General features: G+C 72.9%; 17 protein-coding genes. 7 read left to right on the top strand and 10 right to left on the bottom strand.

The window, feature by feature from the left end; genetic code table 11:
- Window positions 1–109 precede the first annotated feature (109 nt).
- Window positions 110–493 carry a thioredoxin gene (gene trxA, locus ACH4DX_RS07795; RefSeq protein WP_398114360.1) on the bottom strand — a complete coding sequence of 128 codons (384 nt, stop codon included), beginning with the start codon at window positions 491–493 and terminating at the stop codon, window positions 110–112.
- A 152-nt stretch (window positions 494–645) separates the two neighbouring features.
- On the opposite strand from trxA, the gene ACH4DX_RS07790 reads away from it, so the two are divergent.
- The gene (locus ACH4DX_RS07790; protein WP_398154420.1) at window positions 646–2,088 is read left to right on the top strand and encodes a dihydrolipoyl dehydrogenase family protein; all 1,443 of its coding nucleotides are present in this window, start codon (window positions 646–648) and stop codon (window positions 2,086–2,088) included.
- A gap of 140 nt (window positions 2,089–2,228) precedes the next feature.
- Here ACH4DX_RS07790 and ACH4DX_RS07785 read toward each other — a convergent pair whose 3' ends face one another.
- Window positions 2,229–2,555, bottom strand: coding sequence for a WhiB family transcriptional regulator (locus ACH4DX_RS07785; protein ID WP_398114356.1), 327 nt, complete (start codon window positions 2,553–2,555; stop codon window positions 2,229–2,231).
- 65 nt (window positions 2,556–2,620) lie between these two features.
- Window positions 2,621–3,700: an aminoglycoside phosphotransferase family protein gene (locus ACH4DX_RS07780; protein WP_398154419.1), complete on the bottom strand. Its 1,080-nt coding sequence runs from the start codon at window positions 3,698–3,700 to the stop codon at window positions 2,621–2,623.
- 295 nt (window positions 3,701–3,995) lie between these two features.
- On the opposite strand from ACH4DX_RS07780, the gene ACH4DX_RS07775 reads away from it, so the two are divergent.
- Window positions 3,996–4,466, top strand: coding sequence for a fluoride efflux transporter FluC (locus ACH4DX_RS07775; protein ID WP_398154418.1), 471 nt, complete (start codon window positions 3,996–3,998; stop codon window positions 4,464–4,466).
- Window positions 4,463–4,837: a fluoride efflux transporter CrcB gene (gene crcB / locus ACH4DX_RS07770; RefSeq protein WP_398154417.1), complete on the top strand. Its 375-nt coding sequence runs from the start codon at window positions 4,463–4,465 to the stop codon at window positions 4,835–4,837. Before ACH4DX_RS07775 ends, crcB begins: the two co-directional genes overlap by 4 nt.
- Window positions 4,838–4,850: 13 nt before the next feature.
- On the opposite strand, the gene ACH4DX_RS07765 is transcribed toward crcB, so the two are convergent.
- The 4 genes from ACH4DX_RS07765 to ACH4DX_RS07750 all read right to left on the bottom strand — a co-directional run bounded on the left by ACH4DX_RS07765 (window position 4,851) and on the right by ACH4DX_RS07750 (window position 9,702).
- Complete coding sequence (locus ACH4DX_RS07765; protein WP_398154416.1) at window positions 4,851–5,777, bottom strand: glycosyl hydrolase family 18 protein; 927 nt, start codon at window positions 5,775–5,777, stop codon at window positions 4,851–4,853.
- A gap of 115 nt (window positions 5,778–5,892) precedes the next feature.
- Window positions 5,893–7,128, bottom strand: a complete 1,236-nt coding sequence (locus tag ACH4DX_RS07760) for a glycosyltransferase family 4 protein (protein ID WP_398116017.1) — start codon at window positions 7,126–7,128, stop codon at window positions 5,893–5,895.
- Window positions 7,129–7,720: 592 nt separating this feature from the next.
- The gene (locus tag ACH4DX_RS07755; RefSeq protein ID WP_398154415.1) at window positions 7,721–8,065 is read right to left on the bottom strand and encodes a tetratricopeptide repeat protein; all 345 of its coding nucleotides are present in this window, start codon (window positions 8,063–8,065) and stop codon (window positions 7,721–7,723) included.
- A gap of 53 nt (window positions 8,066–8,118) precedes the next feature.
- A complete protein-coding gene (locus ACH4DX_RS07750; RefSeq protein WP_398154414.1) occupies window positions 8,119–9,702 on the bottom strand; it encodes an SDR family oxidoreductase in 1,584 nt (527 codons plus the stop codon).
- A gap of 377 nt (window positions 9,703–10,079) precedes the next feature.
- Between ACH4DX_RS07750 and ACH4DX_RS07745 the strand changes: the two genes are divergently transcribed.
- Window positions 10,080–10,445 (top strand): PRC-barrel domain containing protein, encoded by a 366-nt coding sequence (locus ACH4DX_RS07745; RefSeq protein ID WP_398114342.1) that lies wholly within the window; start codon window positions 10,080–10,082, stop codon window positions 10,443–10,445.
- A gap of 57 nt (window positions 10,446–10,502) precedes the next feature.
- Here ACH4DX_RS07745 and ACH4DX_RS07740 read toward each other — a convergent pair whose 3' ends face one another.
- The 3 genes from ACH4DX_RS07740 to ACH4DX_RS07730 form a co-directional block, all read right to left on the bottom strand.
- Window positions 10,503–11,468 carry a pirin family protein gene (locus ACH4DX_RS07740; RefSeq protein WP_398154413.1) on the bottom strand — a complete coding sequence of 322 codons (966 nt, stop codon included), beginning with the start codon at window positions 11,466–11,468 and terminating at the stop codon, window positions 10,503–10,505.
- 164 nt (window positions 11,469–11,632) lie between these two features.
- Window positions 11,633–12,205, bottom strand: a complete 573-nt coding sequence (locus ACH4DX_RS07735) for a dihydrofolate reductase family protein (RefSeq protein ID WP_398154412.1) — start codon at window positions 12,203–12,205, stop codon at window positions 11,633–11,635.
- 89 nt (window positions 12,206–12,294) lie between these two features.
- Complete coding sequence (locus tag ACH4DX_RS07730; protein WP_398114336.1) at window positions 12,295–12,441, bottom strand: hypothetical protein; 147 nt, start codon at window positions 12,439–12,441, stop codon at window positions 12,295–12,297.
- Window positions 12,442–12,653: 212 nt separating this feature from the next.
- Between ACH4DX_RS07730 and ACH4DX_RS07725 the strand changes: the two genes are divergently transcribed.
- From ACH4DX_RS07725 to ACH4DX_RS07715, 3 genes are all read left to right on the top strand, one after another.
- Entirely contained in the window at window positions 12,654–14,018 is a 1,365-nt protein-coding gene (locus ACH4DX_RS07725) for a mycothione reductase (protein ID WP_398154411.1), read from the top strand.
- Window positions 14,019–14,174: 156 nt separating this feature from the next.
- Window positions 14,175–14,414, top strand: coding sequence for a phosphopantetheine-binding protein (locus ACH4DX_RS07720; protein WP_398114332.1), 240 nt, complete (start codon window positions 14,175–14,177; stop codon window positions 14,412–14,414).
- Complete coding sequence (locus ACH4DX_RS07715) at window positions 14,411–15,262, top strand: siderophore-interacting protein (protein WP_398154410.1); 852 nt, start codon at window positions 14,411–14,413, stop codon at window positions 15,260–15,262. Before ACH4DX_RS07720 ends, ACH4DX_RS07715 begins: the two co-directional genes overlap by 4 nt.
- Window positions 15,263–15,336 lie beyond the last annotated feature (74 nt).

Genomic DNA, 15,336 nt, shown 5'->3' with positions numbered 1-15,336 from the left:
GGGGTGGGGGCCCCCCCCCCCCCCCCCCCCCCCCCGGGGGGGGGGGGGGCCCCCCCCCCCCCCCGCCCCCCCCCCCCCGGCCGCTCGGCTCCGGGGCCCTGGGGGCCCCTCACTGCCCCTGTTCGCCGGCCTGCTGCTCGGCGACCGACTTGCGCACCTCGTCCATGTCCAGCTTGCGGGCCTGGCCGATGACGTCCTCCAGGGCCTCCTGCGGCAGGGCGCCGGGCTGCGCGAACACCGCCACCTGATCGCGCACGATCATGAGGGTCGGGATCGACTGGATGCCGAACGCGGCCGCCAGTTCCGGCTGGGCCTCCGTGTCGACCTTGCCGAAGACGAGGTCGGGGTTGGCCTCCGCGGCCTTCTCGTACACCGGGGCGAACTGGCGGCAGGGCCCGCACCAGGACGCCCAGAAGTCGATCAGGACGAAGTCGTGCTCCGTCATCGTCTGGTCGAAGTTTTCCTTGGTGAGCTCCACTGTCGTGCTGCTCATGGTCTGTCTCTCTTCCTGATCTTCCTGATGAGGGCGAAGCCGTCGTGCACAACGGCCGGGGCGACGGCCGTATTCCGCGCGCGTACCCGTGTGGCCACATTCCGCGCGCGTACCCGTGTGGCCACGGCGCACACATGGACCAGACTGTCCCCATGACGGAAGCCTCGACTGCCAGCCGGACGATTCCCTACGACGTCGTGGTCATCGGCGCCGGACCCGTCGGCGAGAACCTCGCCGACCGGGCCCGCGCGGCCGGACTGAGCGCCGCGATCGTGGAGAGCGAACTCGTCGGCGGCGAATGCTCGTACTGGGCCTGCATGCCCAGCAAGGCCCTGCTGCGCCCGGTCGTGGCCCGCGCGGACGCCCGCCGGGTCCCGGGCCTGCGCCACCTCGTCGACGGCGACCTGGACGCGGCCGCCGTCCTCGCCCACCGCGACGACTACACCTCGCACTGGAAGGACGACGGCCAGGTCGGCTGGCTCGAGTCCGTCGGCGTCGACCTGCACCGCGGCCACGGCCGCCTCACGGGCACCAAGGAGGTCACGGTCACCGGCGCCGACGGCACCACCGTGCGCCTGACCGCCCGGCACGCCGTCGCGGTGTGCACCGGCAGCCGCGCCGTCGTGCCCGACCTGCCGGGCGTCGCCGACGCCAGGCCGTGGACCAGCAGGGAGGCGACCAGCGCGGACCGGGTGCCCGGACGGCTTGTCGTGGTGGGCGGCGGCGTGGTCGGCGTGGAGATGGCCACGGCCTGGCAGGCACTCGGCTCCCGGGTGACACTGCTGGTACGCGGTGGGGGGCTGCTGCCGAAGATGGAGCCGTTCGCCGGGGAACTGGTCGCGGACGCGCTGCGCGAGGCGGGCACCGATGTGCGCGTCGGCGTCTCCGTGACCGAGGTGCGCCGGGACGGGGACACCGTCACCGTCGTCCTCGACGACGGCAGCGACATCGAAGCCGACGAGATCCTCTTCGCCACCGGGCGCGCCCCGCGCACCGACGACCTCGGCCTCGACGCCGTCGGCCTGGAACCCGGCGGCTGGCTGTCCGTCGACGACAGCTGCCGGGTGACCGGCAAGGACTGGCTGTACGCCGTCGGCGACGTGAACCGGCGGGCGCTGTTGACGCACCAGGGCAAGTACCAGGCGCGCATCGCGGGCGCCGCCATCGCCGCCCGCGCCCAGCAGGTCCCCCTCCTGGAGACCGACCGCTGGGGCGCCCACAGCGCCACCGCCGACCACGCCGCGGTGCCGCAGGTCGTCTTCACCGACCCCGAGGCGGCATCGGTGGGCCTCACGCTCGCCGCCGCCGAGTCCGCGGGCCACCGGGTACGAGCCGTCGACTACGACCTCGCGAACGTCGCGGGCTCCGGCCTGTACGCCGACGGCTACCGAGGCCGCGCCCGCATGATCGTCGACCTCGACCGCGAGGTCCTCCTCGGCGTCACCTTCGTGGGGCCCGGCACCAGCGAACTCCTCCACTCGGCCACGATCGCCGTCACCGCCGAGGTCCCCGTCGACCGCCTGTGGCACGCGGTGCCCGCGTATCCGACGATCAGCGAGGTCTGGTTGCGGTTGCTGGAGACGTACCGGGGCTGAGGGTCCCCGCCCGGCGGCGGGCGGGACCCGTGCACCGGGGGTTCCGCCCGCCCGCCGGGCCGGGTTCGGCGGCAGTCGTCGGACCGGCCCGCGTCGGGCCCAGGCCCGGCCATGGGTGGCCCGGCGGTACGGGGCCCGTCTCAGCCCGCGCGTCGGAAACCGGCCTCCGCCGCCTCCCGGGCCGCGACCCCGGGAGGCGCCCCGCGCCGCTCCGCCGCGCGGCGCCTGCGGCGCAGTGCCGCGAGCTCACCCTCGTCCTTGCCGCCCCACACGCCCGCCATCTGGCCCGTCCGCACGGCGTACGTGAGGCACTGGCGTGCCACGGGACAGCGTTCGCACACGCGCTTCGCCTCCTCCTGATCGCGTTCCGCGGGGCCGGTCGTACCGACCGGGAAGAACAGCTCCGGATCCTCGTCGGCGCACGCGGCCTTCTGGATCCACTCCTGTCGCAGGGGTACCTCATCCATGCGTCGGCGGGTGCCCGACGCATCCACGGACAAACGGAGTTCGGGAAATCGCGCGGTCCCGGCCCTCACGACCCGTCCGCGAGGATCGCCTCCAGATGGCGCAGCGCCGTCGTCACCCGGGCCGGGTCCTGCTGGAAGAACGGGTCGTCAGGAACCGGCAGCGACCCGGCGAGAGCGATCCCACGCCCCCGCGCCCAGGTCGCGTCGTCGGCGCCGACTGCCGCACGGAACGTCGCGCGCGCCGCGGCGGGCAGGAACATCCACGCCGGGATCAGATCGCAGGCGGGGTCGCCCACGGCCAGCGTGCCGAAGTCGATCACCGCGGTGAGGCGGCCGTCCACGGCGAGGAGGTTGCCGGTGGCGAGGTCCCCGTGCAGCCACACCGGCGGCCTGTCCCACGCGGGCGCCGCGAGCGCCTCCTCCCACACGGCCGTGACCGCGTCCGTGTCGACCGTCCCGCGCAGCTTCGCGATCTTGGCGCGGACCAAGGAGTCGGCGGTCAGCGCGTCGCACTCGGCACCGACCGGAGCACCCCGGAAGGCGTTGCTCCGCTGCGGTGCGGGACCGCCCGTCGCGTCGATCCCCTGGAGCGCCGTCACGAACGCCCCGAGCTCCGCCGCCGTACGGTGCGGATCGGCCAGGCCGTCCGTCGTCGCGGGCACACCCTCCAGCCAGCGGCACACCGACCACGGGAAGGGGTAACCCGCCCCCGGCTCGCCCTGCGCCAGCGGTTGGGAGACATCGAGCGGCAACCGCGGCGCCAGCCACGGCAGCCAGCGCTGCTCACGCTCGACCTGCCCGACCCAGCGCTCGTACCGGGGCAGCCGCAGCGCCATGTCGTCACCGAGGCGGTACGTCGCGTTGTCCATCCCCGGGCGCGGCACCGGCCTGATCGGCAGATGGGCCCACTGCGGGAACTGCGCGGTGAGCAGCCGCCGCAACAGCGGCTCATCAATGCGAGGGCCCTCCTCGTCATCGTCGCCCCCGTCACCTCCCGCAGGCCCGCCGACGGTGTCCCGGACCCCGTCTGCGCCGTCGGTGCCGTCGGCGCCGTCGGTCTCGTCGTCGTCCTCGTGGTCCTCGAACTCGTCGTGGTCCGCGTACTCCGCGTACGCCATCGACTCCTGGCCACCACCTGTTGACACGAACTCTCCTCTGCCGACCTCGACCGGACCGGGCCCGGCGGCAGCCGGACACGCGGACGCTCATCCCACCCACCGGGCGAAAGGATGTCCACCGAGTTTCCGTACGCCGCCCGGACGGCCCGGGTGGCCCGGCCCCGGAGGCGGCGGCTAGCCTGGTACCCGCGGTGATCTTCTGCGGACGCCGCGCGGCGGTGGGGCCCGCCGCACCCGAACCGCGGCGACGGTGCCGCCGACGGTCCCTGCTTGCGACGGAGCGCGCCCGGTGCCGGGCGCGCGGCGAGTAGGAGACGTACGCATGTCCACGCAACCCGGCCGGCGCCCCGCCCTGCTGCGCGGACAGGGGCGCGTCCTCGCCGTCGTGGCCGTCGGCGGGGCCCTGGGCGCCGCCGCCCGGTACGGCGCGGCGCTGCTCTGGCCGACCGCCGCGGGCCGCTTCCCCTGGACGACGTTCGCGGTGAACGTCACCGGGTGCGCGGCGATCGGCGTCCTGATGGTCCTGGTCACCGGGACCACCGAGGTCACCGGGCGAGGACCGGCGCACCCGCTGCTGCGGCCGTTCCTCGGCACCGGGGTCCTCGGCGGCTTCACCACGTTCTCGACGTACACCGTGGACGTCGAGCGCCTCGCCGACGCGGGACACGTCCGTACCGGCCTCGCCTACCTGGCCCTGACGCTGCTCGCGGCACTCGCGGCCGTGTGGTGCGCGACGGCGGTCACGCGGCGCGCCGTGGCGCGGTGGCGGCCCTGCCCGGGGGAGGGCCGGTGAGCTGGCTCCTGGTGGTGGCCGGGGCGATGATCGGCGCACCCCTCAGGTATCTCACCGACCGCGCGCTGCGGGCGCGGTACGGCACCCGCTACCCGTGGGGCACGTTCACCGTGAACGTCGTGGGCAGCCTCGTCCTCGGCCTGGTGACCGGCGCGGCGGTCGCGGGGGCCGCGTCCGCGCACACGCAGCTGTTCCTCGGCACCGGCCTGTGCGGCGCCCTGACCACGTACTCGACGTTCTCGTACGAGACCCTCGGGCTCGCGCAGGAGGGCGCGCGGCTCACCGCCCTCGTCAACGCCGCCGCGAGCGTGCTCGCCGGGCTCGGGGCCGCTTTCGCGGGAGTCGCCTGCGCGCAGGCCTGGTGGGCATGAGGAAGCCGGGCCCTCAGCCCCGCAGCGCCGACGACACCTCCGCCGCCCACCGCCACGGCTCCGCCGTGCCCCCCGGCTGCGAGTTGAAGTACTCCCAGCCCATGACGCCGCCCATGTCCGGGTACTTGGCGACCAGGCTGCGGACCGTCGACTTGAGCCGCGCCGGGGAGACATAGCCGCTGCCGCCGTTGGAGGGGTCCGTCAGGGTGCCCGCGACGACCTTCGAAGGGGGGACGACCCCGCGCCGCACGACCGCGTCGTAGCTGGAGGTGGACGTCATGCTGCCCCAGCCGTTGTAGAACTGGGCGTTGAACCAGGCGATGTCCTTGCCCCGGTCCCGGTAGAGGCGCTCGTAGTCGAACCCGGAGAGGTTGCCGCCGCCGCTGAGCGCGGAGCCCACCGGGGCGAGCGTGATGAGGAACCCGGGGCCGAAGTCGGCGCGCAGCGCGTTGATGACCCGCTCGATGCCCGCGAGGGACATCCGCTCCTCGACGTCCAGATCGACGCCGTCGAGCCCGTACCGCCGAATGAAGTCGCGCAACAGCGGGTAATACGTGTCGAATTCGGTGTCGAGCCGTGTGAAACTGCCCGGCGCCGCACCGCCGACCATCGCGAGGACGTGCACGCCCTGCCCCTGCATCGTCTTCAGGTCGCGCCACATCTGGTCGAACTTCGCGGCCGTCGGCGGATCGTCGTTCAGGTGCACCGGCGCATAGGGGCCGTTGATGTCGTTGAGGTGCACGGCGGCCACGAGCACATCCGTCACGCCGGTGTTGTTCCTGGTCAGACCCAGCGGCGAGACATATCTGCCGTTGGTGTACTGCGTCTGGTAGTAGACGACGACGCGCCTGCCCGCCGCGGCGCGGGGCGCGGCCGTCGCCGTCGCGCCCGTCGCCACCGTCAGGGCGAGGGCGCCGAGAAGGACACTCCGTCTCTTCATCCTGAACTCTCCTCCGGGTACGTGGAATTGCCCGGGTAATGCCGCTCCTCCGGGTGACGGCAATTCTGGCGAGCGGGGCGGTCGGAGGCTAGAGCACGGAGAAAACTAATGCGCTTTAGTGGGTGGGGCGCAGCCGCCGGAGCACCCGTCCCGCCAGCTTCCGCGCCCGCCGCACGGACCGTCTCGGCGCGCTCCGCAGGGCACGTGTGCGGCGGGCGGCGCGCAGCTCGGCGAAGAGGCGTTCGTGGCGGGCGGCGATCGGCCCCGGGTCGTAGCGGCGGGCGCTCTCCAGGGCCGCGGCGCCCATCGTCCGCCGCAGCCCGGGGTCCTCGATCAGCTCGACGATGGCCTTGGCGAGCGCCGCGGCGTCGCCGGGCGGCACGAGCCTGCCGTCGTGTCCGTCGGTGATGATCTCGGCGGGGCCGAGCGGGCAGTCGGTGGACACCACGGGGACGCCGCAGCGCATCGCCTCCACCAGTGTCATCCCGAACGACTCCGCGTCCGAGGCCGAGGCGACGATCGAGGCCCGGGCGAACTCGGGCTCGATGGGGGAGCGCACCCCCGCGAGCTCCACGGTCCCGCCGAGCCCCAACTCGTCGATCAGGTCCCGCAGCGGCTCCTGCTGGGTGCCGCTGCCGTAGATCCGCAGCCGCCAGCCGGGGTGCTGCTCGGCCACCGTGGCGAACGCCCGCACCAGCAGGTCGAACCGCTTGCCCGGAGCGAGCCGCCCCGCCGCCGCGACGACCTCCGCGGTGCCGTCGGAGGGCCGCACGTCCGGGGCGGGCACCATGTTGGGCACGGCGAGCACCCGCACACCCGGCAGCGCCATCCGCTCGCGGTAGACAGCGGCGTCGGCCTCCGTGGTGGTGACCAGGGCGTCCAGCTTCCGGTAGTGCGGCGCCAGCTGTCCGCGCAGCCGCTTGCTGTGCGCGTCGTGGCGCAGGTGCTCCTGGGCGACGCGCAGCGCGCCACGGGGTCCGTAGCGGGCGAGGTAGACGTTCAGGCCCGGGCGCGTGCCGATGATCACGTCGGCGTCGCAGTCCCGCAGCCAGGCCGCGGCACGCACGTCGTGCAGACGTGAGTACTGCCGGTGCCGGCCCTCCGCGGACGGGAACGCCGTGGCGGGCTCCGCGAGCAGCGGGTCCGCCGCGTCCGCGCTTTCGGGGCGCAGATCCACCAGCGGTACGAGGGTCACGCGCGGGTCCACGGTGAAGCGCGGCACCTCGCGGTGCCGCTGCAACGAGACGATGGTGACGCGGTGGCGGTCGGCCAGCGCGGAGGCGAGGTTGAGGGTGGTGCGGATCGTGCCGCCCACGCCGTAGGCGTTGTGCAGCAGGAACACGACCTTCAGAGCCTTCATGCGGAGAGGTCCCCCTGGGTGGAACTCGGCGATGTTCGACGGAGCCGTACGGATGGTCAATTTTGCACGGATTTGTACGATCAAGAGTAAAGATCAAGAGTGGTCAAGAGTAAAGCGGTGCGGGCCGGTGAACGGTGTGCGGCGGTACGGGAAACGTAAGGCCACTCCTGTACCCCGGGGTAACCCAGGATCCGGCCAGGGTGGGAGGGCGGTGAGAATGGGCCATCCCTGGCGGGTGCGGTGCGCGGGCCCCGTCCGGGGCGGCCTCGGCGGTTGGTGGACTGGCCCGATGGCTCCCGGGGGCCCGGGGATAGGGGAGCGGCCGGGTCCTGCGGCGAGCGGCCGGGCGGCCGGGGTGTGGCTGGCGACCTGCGGTGAGGGCTCCGGCGGCCGGGGCGTGGCTGGTGACCTGCGGATCGACCCAGAGCGACCCCGGCGGCGGGGTCGTCGGCCGCGTCACCCCGCGGATGCCCGTGTCCGGCGCGGACCGCGAAGTCGCCGCCCACTGGCGGGCGGGCGTGGTGACGCGACCGCCTTCCGTGCCCGAGCGGGGCGACATGGCTCCGCTCGGGCACGGCGGGGATCAAACCACCGGCTCACCCGACATCGCCGCCGCCACCCGCAGGTGCCCCTCGGCCTCGTCGTCCCTGCCCTGGCGCTGGAGCGTGCGGCCCAGCATCAGCCGGGCGTAGCCCTCGACCGGGTCGAGGTCGACGACCGTCCGCAACGCGGCCTCCGCGCGCCGCAGTTGCGCCGAGTGGTAGTAGGCGCGCGCGAGCAGCAGCCGCGGGGCGACCTGCTCGGGCACCTCGTCGGCCAGCGGGGCGAGGACGAGCGCCGCCGTCGCGTACTCCTTGGCGTCGAAGAACTGCTGCGCACGCTCCCAGCGCTCGGCGGGCGTGCCGTGGTCGAAGTAGGTGAACTCCACTGTGTGCCTCCTCGACGGCCACAACCGAACCCAGTGGTTGAATATTCCACCATCTAGGTCGCGGGCGTGCTCCGCCCGGCACTCGGCTCCTCGGCCGCGGCCCGGGCGATGTTGCGGGCCATGCCGCCGAAGACGACGGAGTGGAAGGGCGCGACGCTCCACCAGTAGGCGTGCCCGAGCAGCCCGCGCGGGTGGAACAGCGCACGCTGCCGGTACCGCGTACGGCCGTCGTCGCCCCGCTCCACGTACATCTCGAGCCAGGCCAGGCCGGGCACCCGCATCTCGGCGCGCAGCCGCAGGAGCCGGCCGGGCTCGATCTCCTCCACCCGCCAGAAGTCCAGGGAGTCCCCGACGCGCAGCCGGGCGGCGTCCCTGCGCCCGCGCCGCAGCCCGACCCCGCCGACAAGCCGGTCGAGCAGGCCCCGTATCGCCCAGGCGAGCGGGAAGGAGTACCAGCCGTTGTCGCCCCCGATGCCCTCGATGACTCGCCACAGCGCTTCGGGCGACGCGGCCACGGCGATGTGCCTGTCGTCGGTGTAGAGGCTGCCTCCGGCCCAGTCGGGGTCCGTGGGCAGCGGGTCGCTGGGTGCGCCCGGCACGGCGGCGGAGGACCAGCGGGTGGTGACCTGCGCCTCGTGGATGCGCCGCAGGGCGAGGCGCAGCGCGGCGGCACAGGTCAGCGGCTGGCCGGGGCGGTCGGGCACGTACCGCGCGATGTCGTGTTCCGCGCACACCACCTCATGGCGCAGGGACTCCGCGAGCGGCCGTGCGATGGCGTGCGGGACGGGCGTGACCAGGCCGATCCAGTAGCTGGACAGGGTCGGGGTGAGGACGGGCACGGGCAGGATGACCCGCTGCGGTAGGCCCGCCGCCACGGCGTAGGCGCGCATCATGTCGCGGTAGGTAAGGATGTCGGGGCCGCCGACGTCGAAGGTGCGGTTCAGGCCCGCGGGCAGCCGGGCGGCGGCCACCAGGTAGCGCAGGACGTCGCGTACGGCGATGGGCTGGATGCGGGTGCGGACCCAGCTGGGGGTGACCATGACGGGCAGCCGCTCGGTGAGGTAGCGCAGCATCTCGAAGGACGCCGAACCCGAGCCGATGATGACGGCGGCGCGCAGCACGACGCTCTCGACGCCCGAGTCCAGGAAGATCCGCCCCACTTCGGCGCGGGAGCGCAGATGCGGGGACAGCTCCGCCTCCGGCTTCCCCGCGGGGGTGAGCCCGCCCAGGTAGACGATCCTGCGGACCCCGGCCGCGCGCGCCGCCTCGCTGAAGACGCGGGCGGCGCGCCGGTCCGTGTCCTCGAAACCGGAGCCGGTGCCGAGCGCGTGCACCAGGTAGTACGCGACGTCGATGTCCCGCATCGCGTCGCCCACGGACCGCGGGTCGGTCACATCGCCCCGGACGACGTCGGCGCGCCCGGACCAGGGGTGGTCGCGCAGCTTCTCCGGGGAGCGGGCGAGGCAGCGCACGCGGTGCCCCGCCGCCAGCAGCTCGGGCACGAGACGGCCGCCGATGTAGCCGGTGGCCCCGGTGACGAGGACGCGGAGGCCGGGTTCGGCGGGACGGTGGTCGCAGGCGCGGTCGGATTCCCCGCCGGAGGGCAGGTCGTCGTCGCTTCCCCTCTTCTTCGTCATCGGAACTCGTTCTTCCCCATCTGCCCATGGTGATGCCCTCCGTACGGTGCCGCGACCGGGCGGCAACCGGGGCGGAGCGCGGCCCGACCGGGGGCCGCATGCATCGCCGGGAACGGGAAAACGGAGTTGTGCCGAACACCGGCAGGCGCACGGCGGCGCGGGGTGGACAATGGGCCGCCTCCGCACACCGCGTACGCCGCACACCGCGCGCCGGGCGCACACGACGCAGACCGCACACGACGTAGACCGCACACCCCGCACACCGCCTACCACGCACACCCCCACACCCCACGTACCTCGCACACCCCGCACACCCCACACCACGCACACCGAGCGAAGCCGAACCGCGTACATCGCGAGAACCAGGAGCGCATGCCGTGAACGACATCTGGGCCTACCCGCCCGGCAGTGGTCACCAAGGCGAGCAGCAGGATTCCCTGACCGGATTCACGGTCGAGGCGACGGACGGAGTCATCGGACAGGTGGACCGGCACGTGGACCAGCCGGGCAGACAGCACCTGGTGGTGGACACCGGCGTGTGGGTCTTCGGCAAGAGTGTGCTCATCCCGGCCGGCGCGGTCACCCGCATCGACCGCGAGGCCGGGACGGTGACGGTCGGTCACTCCAAGGAGCAGGTGAAGGAGGCACCGCAGTTCACCACCGACAGCGAGACGAGGGATCCGGCGTACCTCAACGAGGTGGGCGCGTACTACGCCACGCTGGACACCGGCTCCGAGCTCTGAGCGGCCCGAACGCCCCCACCAGTAGCGATGCGGGCGGGGGCGTTCGCGGCGGCTGTCCTACCGTGCCCGGCCGCGCGGCTTGAGCGGCGTCGAGGGGAGTGTCGGCGCAGGGAGCGGGCCACCGTCGTACCCCTTCACCTCGCCGAACCGGGTGCCGGTCATCCAGTCGGCGCGCGCCTGCTCGATCTCCTCCTGCGTGCGGCCGACGAAGTTCCACCACATGATCAGTTCCTCTTCGAACGGCTCACCGCCGAGCAGCATGACTCCGGCCTCGGACTCGGCGCGCAGGGGCAGTTCGGTGCGGCCGCAGCCCAGGTACAGCATCGATCCGGGGAGGACCGGGACGCCGTCGACGTGTACCTCGCCGGACATCGACAGCACGCCGTACTCGAAGTCGGGCACGAGCGGCAGGCGGGTCTCGGTGCCCGCGGCGAGGGTGATGTCGGCACCGACGATCGGCGTGTACGTGGTCCCGGGTGACGTGGCGTCGTCGAGGCTGCCGAGGATCACGGTGGCGTCGATGCCGGGGCCGGTCACCTTCGGCAGGTCCGCGTGGTGCTCGAAGTGCGCCTCGGTGTGCCGGTGGGCGTCCGGCAGGGCCACCCAGAGCTGCGCGCCGTGCAGGAGGCGGGCATGTGCCCTGGGGCTCTCCTCGGAGTGGGAGATGGCCCGGCCCGACGTCATGAGCCCCAGTTCGCGGGGGCGGATCGTCTGGAGGCTGCCGGTGCTGTCGCGGTGCAGGACCTCGCCCTCGTGCAGCCAGGACACGGTCTGGAGACCCATGTGCGGGTGCGGCGGCACCTGCATGCCGGGCTCGTCGGCGATGTCGTCGGGCCCGTAATGATCAACGAAGGCCCACGCCCCGATCATGCGTCGTCCGAGGTTGGGCAGGAGTCGGCGGACTTCCGTGCCCGCGCCGAGCTGTACACGGCGCGGGCTCAGCAGCTCCCGGACGGGTTCGGCCACGACGAACCCGCGGCCACCGCACAGTGAGGGGGTGGCCTGTTGGTCAAGGTTACTCATGTCGGACAACGTATCCGTGGTCTGGTGGCGGACATACCGGCGCCCCGATCCCGTCTCGCGGAGACGAGTGGACCGGGGCGCGGCGTCGGGTTCCAGTGCGGGGCACTGGTCGGCGACGTCCCAACGTCCGCCGCTCTGTCGCAGTGAGGCGGACGCGATCGAGGTCAGTGCAGCACGTCGAACACATTCTTCTGCAAGCCGTTGGCGTAGGCCTCGTGCTCGACGAGCCGCAGCTTCTGCGCGTCCTTGTCCGTGTCGCTGAACAGCCGCTTGCCCGCGCCCAGGAGGAGCGGGAAGACGAGCAGGTGGTAGCGGTCGATCAGACCGGCGTCCGCGAGACCGCGGTTGAGCGCGGCACTGCCGTGGACGATGATCGGGCCGCCCTCGGTCTTCTTCAGCGTGGCGACGTCGTCGAGCGAGCGCAAGATCGTGGTCTCGCCCCAGTTGTCGACGAGGTCGCCCTCGCGCAGGGTCGTGGAGACGACGTACTTCGGCATCACCTTGTAGTCCGCGAAGTCCTCCATGCCCGGCCAGACGGGGCTGAACGCCTCGTAGCTGACCCGGCCCATCATCATCGCGGCGGCCTCCTGCTGCTCCCGGCCCTTGATCTCGTACGCCTCCGGGAGGAAGTCGATGTCCTTGAACGTCCACCCGGAGTTCCGGTAGCCGGGTTCACCTCCCGGAGCCTCCACGACGCCGTCGAGCGAGACGAAAGCGGTGCTGATCAAGGTACGCATCTGGAGGCTCCCGGAAGTCTTGGTGTGCGGCAACTATCTCTGAGGACCGCCGCACGCGCGGGAACTCATCGCAGGTCCGGGTGCCGCTTTCAGCGGCGTCCCCGCAGCCGGGAGAGGAGCGAGCGGGCCTGCGCGCGCTTGCGCGGGTCGGAGGCGGCGCGGCGCGCGGACGTGATGGTGCGTCGTCCCTGCGGGGTGCGACTGTAGGCCTTGAGGCGTGAGAGCAGTCCGGCCATGGAGTCCTCCTCGGTTCGTTCCGCGGTCCTGCCGTAAGGGCGGGGGCGGTCGGTCTTCGGTTGGTGTTCCCGTACCCGGAGCGGCCCGTCTGATGCCGTCTGACCGACCGCCCGTATAGATGAGCACGACGGCACGGCGGCCCGCACGCCATGGGCGGGAGGGAGCGCGGCACCGGAGGTGTACCAAGGTCATATATGGATACTCTCCGTACATGCGTCACCATGATCTCCTCGTCCTCGGCGTCGGCTCAGGAAACGTGCTGATCGACGACCGCTTCTCCCATCTGGACGTCGCCGTCCTGGCGGAGGGCCCCTTCGGCGGCACCTGCCTCAACGCGGGCTGCATCCCCAGCAAGATGCTGTCCGTGACGGCCGAGGTGGCCGACGGGGTACGGGAAGCGGATCGGCACGACGTGCGGGCGACGGCGGACGGCATCGACTGGCCGGCCGTCCAGAAGCGCGTCTTCGACCGTCTCGACTCCGTGTCGCGGGACGGCGAGGACGGCCGCCGCGCCTCGGACTTCGTGACCGTGTACCGCGGCCGCGCCCGCTTCACCGGAGAGCGCGAGGTCCTGGTCGAGACGGCCGACGGGCCCGAGACGCTGCGCGCGGACCGGATCGTCGTCGCGGCGGGCGGCCGCCCCGTCGTCCCGCCCCCGGTCGCCGACTCCGGTCTGCCCTACGAGACGTCCGACACCGTGATGCGCCTCGACGAGGTGCCCGAGCGGATGGTGGTACTCGGCGGCGGCTACATCGCCGCCGAGCTCGCCCACGTCTTCCACGCGGCGGGCACCTCCGTCACCGTCGTCGAGAAGAAGGACACGCTCCTCGCCGAGCAGGACGAATCGGTCGCGTCGGCCTTCACCGACGCCGTGCGCGACCAGTACGACCTGCGGCTCGGCCGCGAGCTCGTCCGCGTGGAGGGAAGCCCCGGGCGGCTGCGCCTCACCCTCGACGACGACTCGGTCGTCGAGGCCGACACGCTGCTCGTCGCCGTGGGCCGCGAGCCCAACAGCGACACCCTCGACCTGGACAAGGCGGGCATCGCGTGCGACGACAAGGGAATGATCGAGGTCGACGCGCAGCTGCGGACCGGCGCCGAGGGCGTCTGGGCGCTCGGCGACATCATCCCCGGACCGCCCCTGAAGCACGTGGCCAACCGTGAGGCAGAAGTGGTGGCCCACAACCTTCTGCACCCCGACCGGCCGCGCACGATGTCGTACGACGTGGTGCCCGCGGCCGTGTTCACCCGGCCCCAGATCGCCCAGGTGGGGCTCACCGGGCAGGAGGCCCGCGAGCAGGGCGAGGAGTACGTGGTCGGCGCGCGCCGGTACGAGGACGTGGCGTACGGCTGGGCCCTGGAGGAAGCCCAGGGCTTCTGCAAGGTGTTGGTGGACCGGCGGACGGGCCGCCTGCTCGGCGCGCATGTGCTGGGGCCGCAGGCCGCGACCCTCATCCAGCCGCTCGTCCTCGCGATGACCTTCGGGCTGACGGCGCGGGACGTCGCCGAGCGTCCGCTGTGGATCCACCCGGCCCTGACCGAAGTGGTGGAGAACGCCCTGCGCGACGCCATGTGACGCCGCGGCACGCGGCAATCGGCACGGAACAACGGGAGGCCTTCGAACAGGCCTCCCGTTTTCACGCTCCCACCATGGTTAAGTTAGGTTAGCCTTCCCTGAATTGGTGGCGGGGGCGGAGAGTCCGTGCTGCGTGTTTTCCTGAAGGAGCGTCCGATGAACCAGAGCTTGTCGCCCGAGCGTGTCCGCGCCGACATCGCGGAGCTGCTCGACTGCGACCCCGCCGAGATCGTTCCGGACGAGGACCTGTTCGACCTCGGTCTCGACTCGGTGCGGATCATGACCCTGGTTCAGCGGTGGCGTGCCGCGGGGGCGACCACGCTGGAGTTCCCCGACCTGGCCGAGCAGCCCGAACTGGGCCACTGGACGGCCCTCGTGACGGAGCGCGCCGCGTGACCCGGGCCGACCACCGCCACCGCCACCTGGACCGGATCGCCGAGGTCCGCGAAGGGCAGCACGCCGAGAAGGTGGGCTACCCGATCGGCATCCGGAGGACCGAGGTCGTCCGCACCGCCAAGGTCGGCGAAGGGCTGCTGCGGCTGACCCTGGGCGGTCCCGGCACCGAGGGGTTCCAGGCGCACGCCCCGGACGAGCACGTGAAGCTCATCTTCCCGGAACCGGACGGCGAGCTGCGGCTGCCCGAGCGCGACGGGGCGATGCTGCGCTGGCCCCGGCCCGCGCCCACCTCGCGCGAGTACACCGTGCGCCGCTACGACCCCGCCACGGGCGAACTCGACATCGACATCGTCCCGCACGACGGCGGCCTCGCGTCGGACTGGGCGCACGCGGTCGAGCCCGGAGCCGTCGTGCACGTCGCGGGCCCGCCCGGCGGCCTGATCGTCCCGCACACCTACGACCGCTATCTGCTCGCCGGTGACATCACGGCCCTGCCCGCCATCGCGCGCCGGCTGGAGGAGCTGCCGCGGACCGCGAAGGGCTGGGCGTTCGTCGAAGTGGCCGACGCCGGCGAGGAGATCGAGCTGTCCGCGCCCGAGGGCTTCGAGGTGCACTGGCTGCACCGCGGCGGGCTGCCCGCGGGCACGGGCGGCGCCCTGGAGCGTGCCGTGACCGCGGTGTCCGTGCCCCCGGGTGAGCGCGTCTACGTGTGGGTCGCCGGTGAGGCGGGCCAGATCAAGCCCCTGCGCCGCTGGGTCCGCGACGAGCTGGGGCTCGGCAAGGCCGACCACGACATCACCGGGTACTGGAAGCGCGGCGTCGCCGACTTCGACGAGGACGACCACTGATCAACCGGCCGGACCGGGCGCGCGACACCGTCACGCGCCCCGATCGACCTGCCGGGCGGGCCGTCCACCAAGGC

The sequence above is a fragment of the Streptomyces sp. NPDC017940 genome (genome assembly GCF_044328435.1).
Classification (GTDB): domain Bacteria; phylum Actinomycetota; class Actinomycetes; order Streptomycetales; family Streptomycetaceae; genus Streptomyces.
The sequence above is the reverse complement of the archived record's forward strand: the minus strand, read 5'-3'. Positions and strand labels throughout refer to the sequence as shown.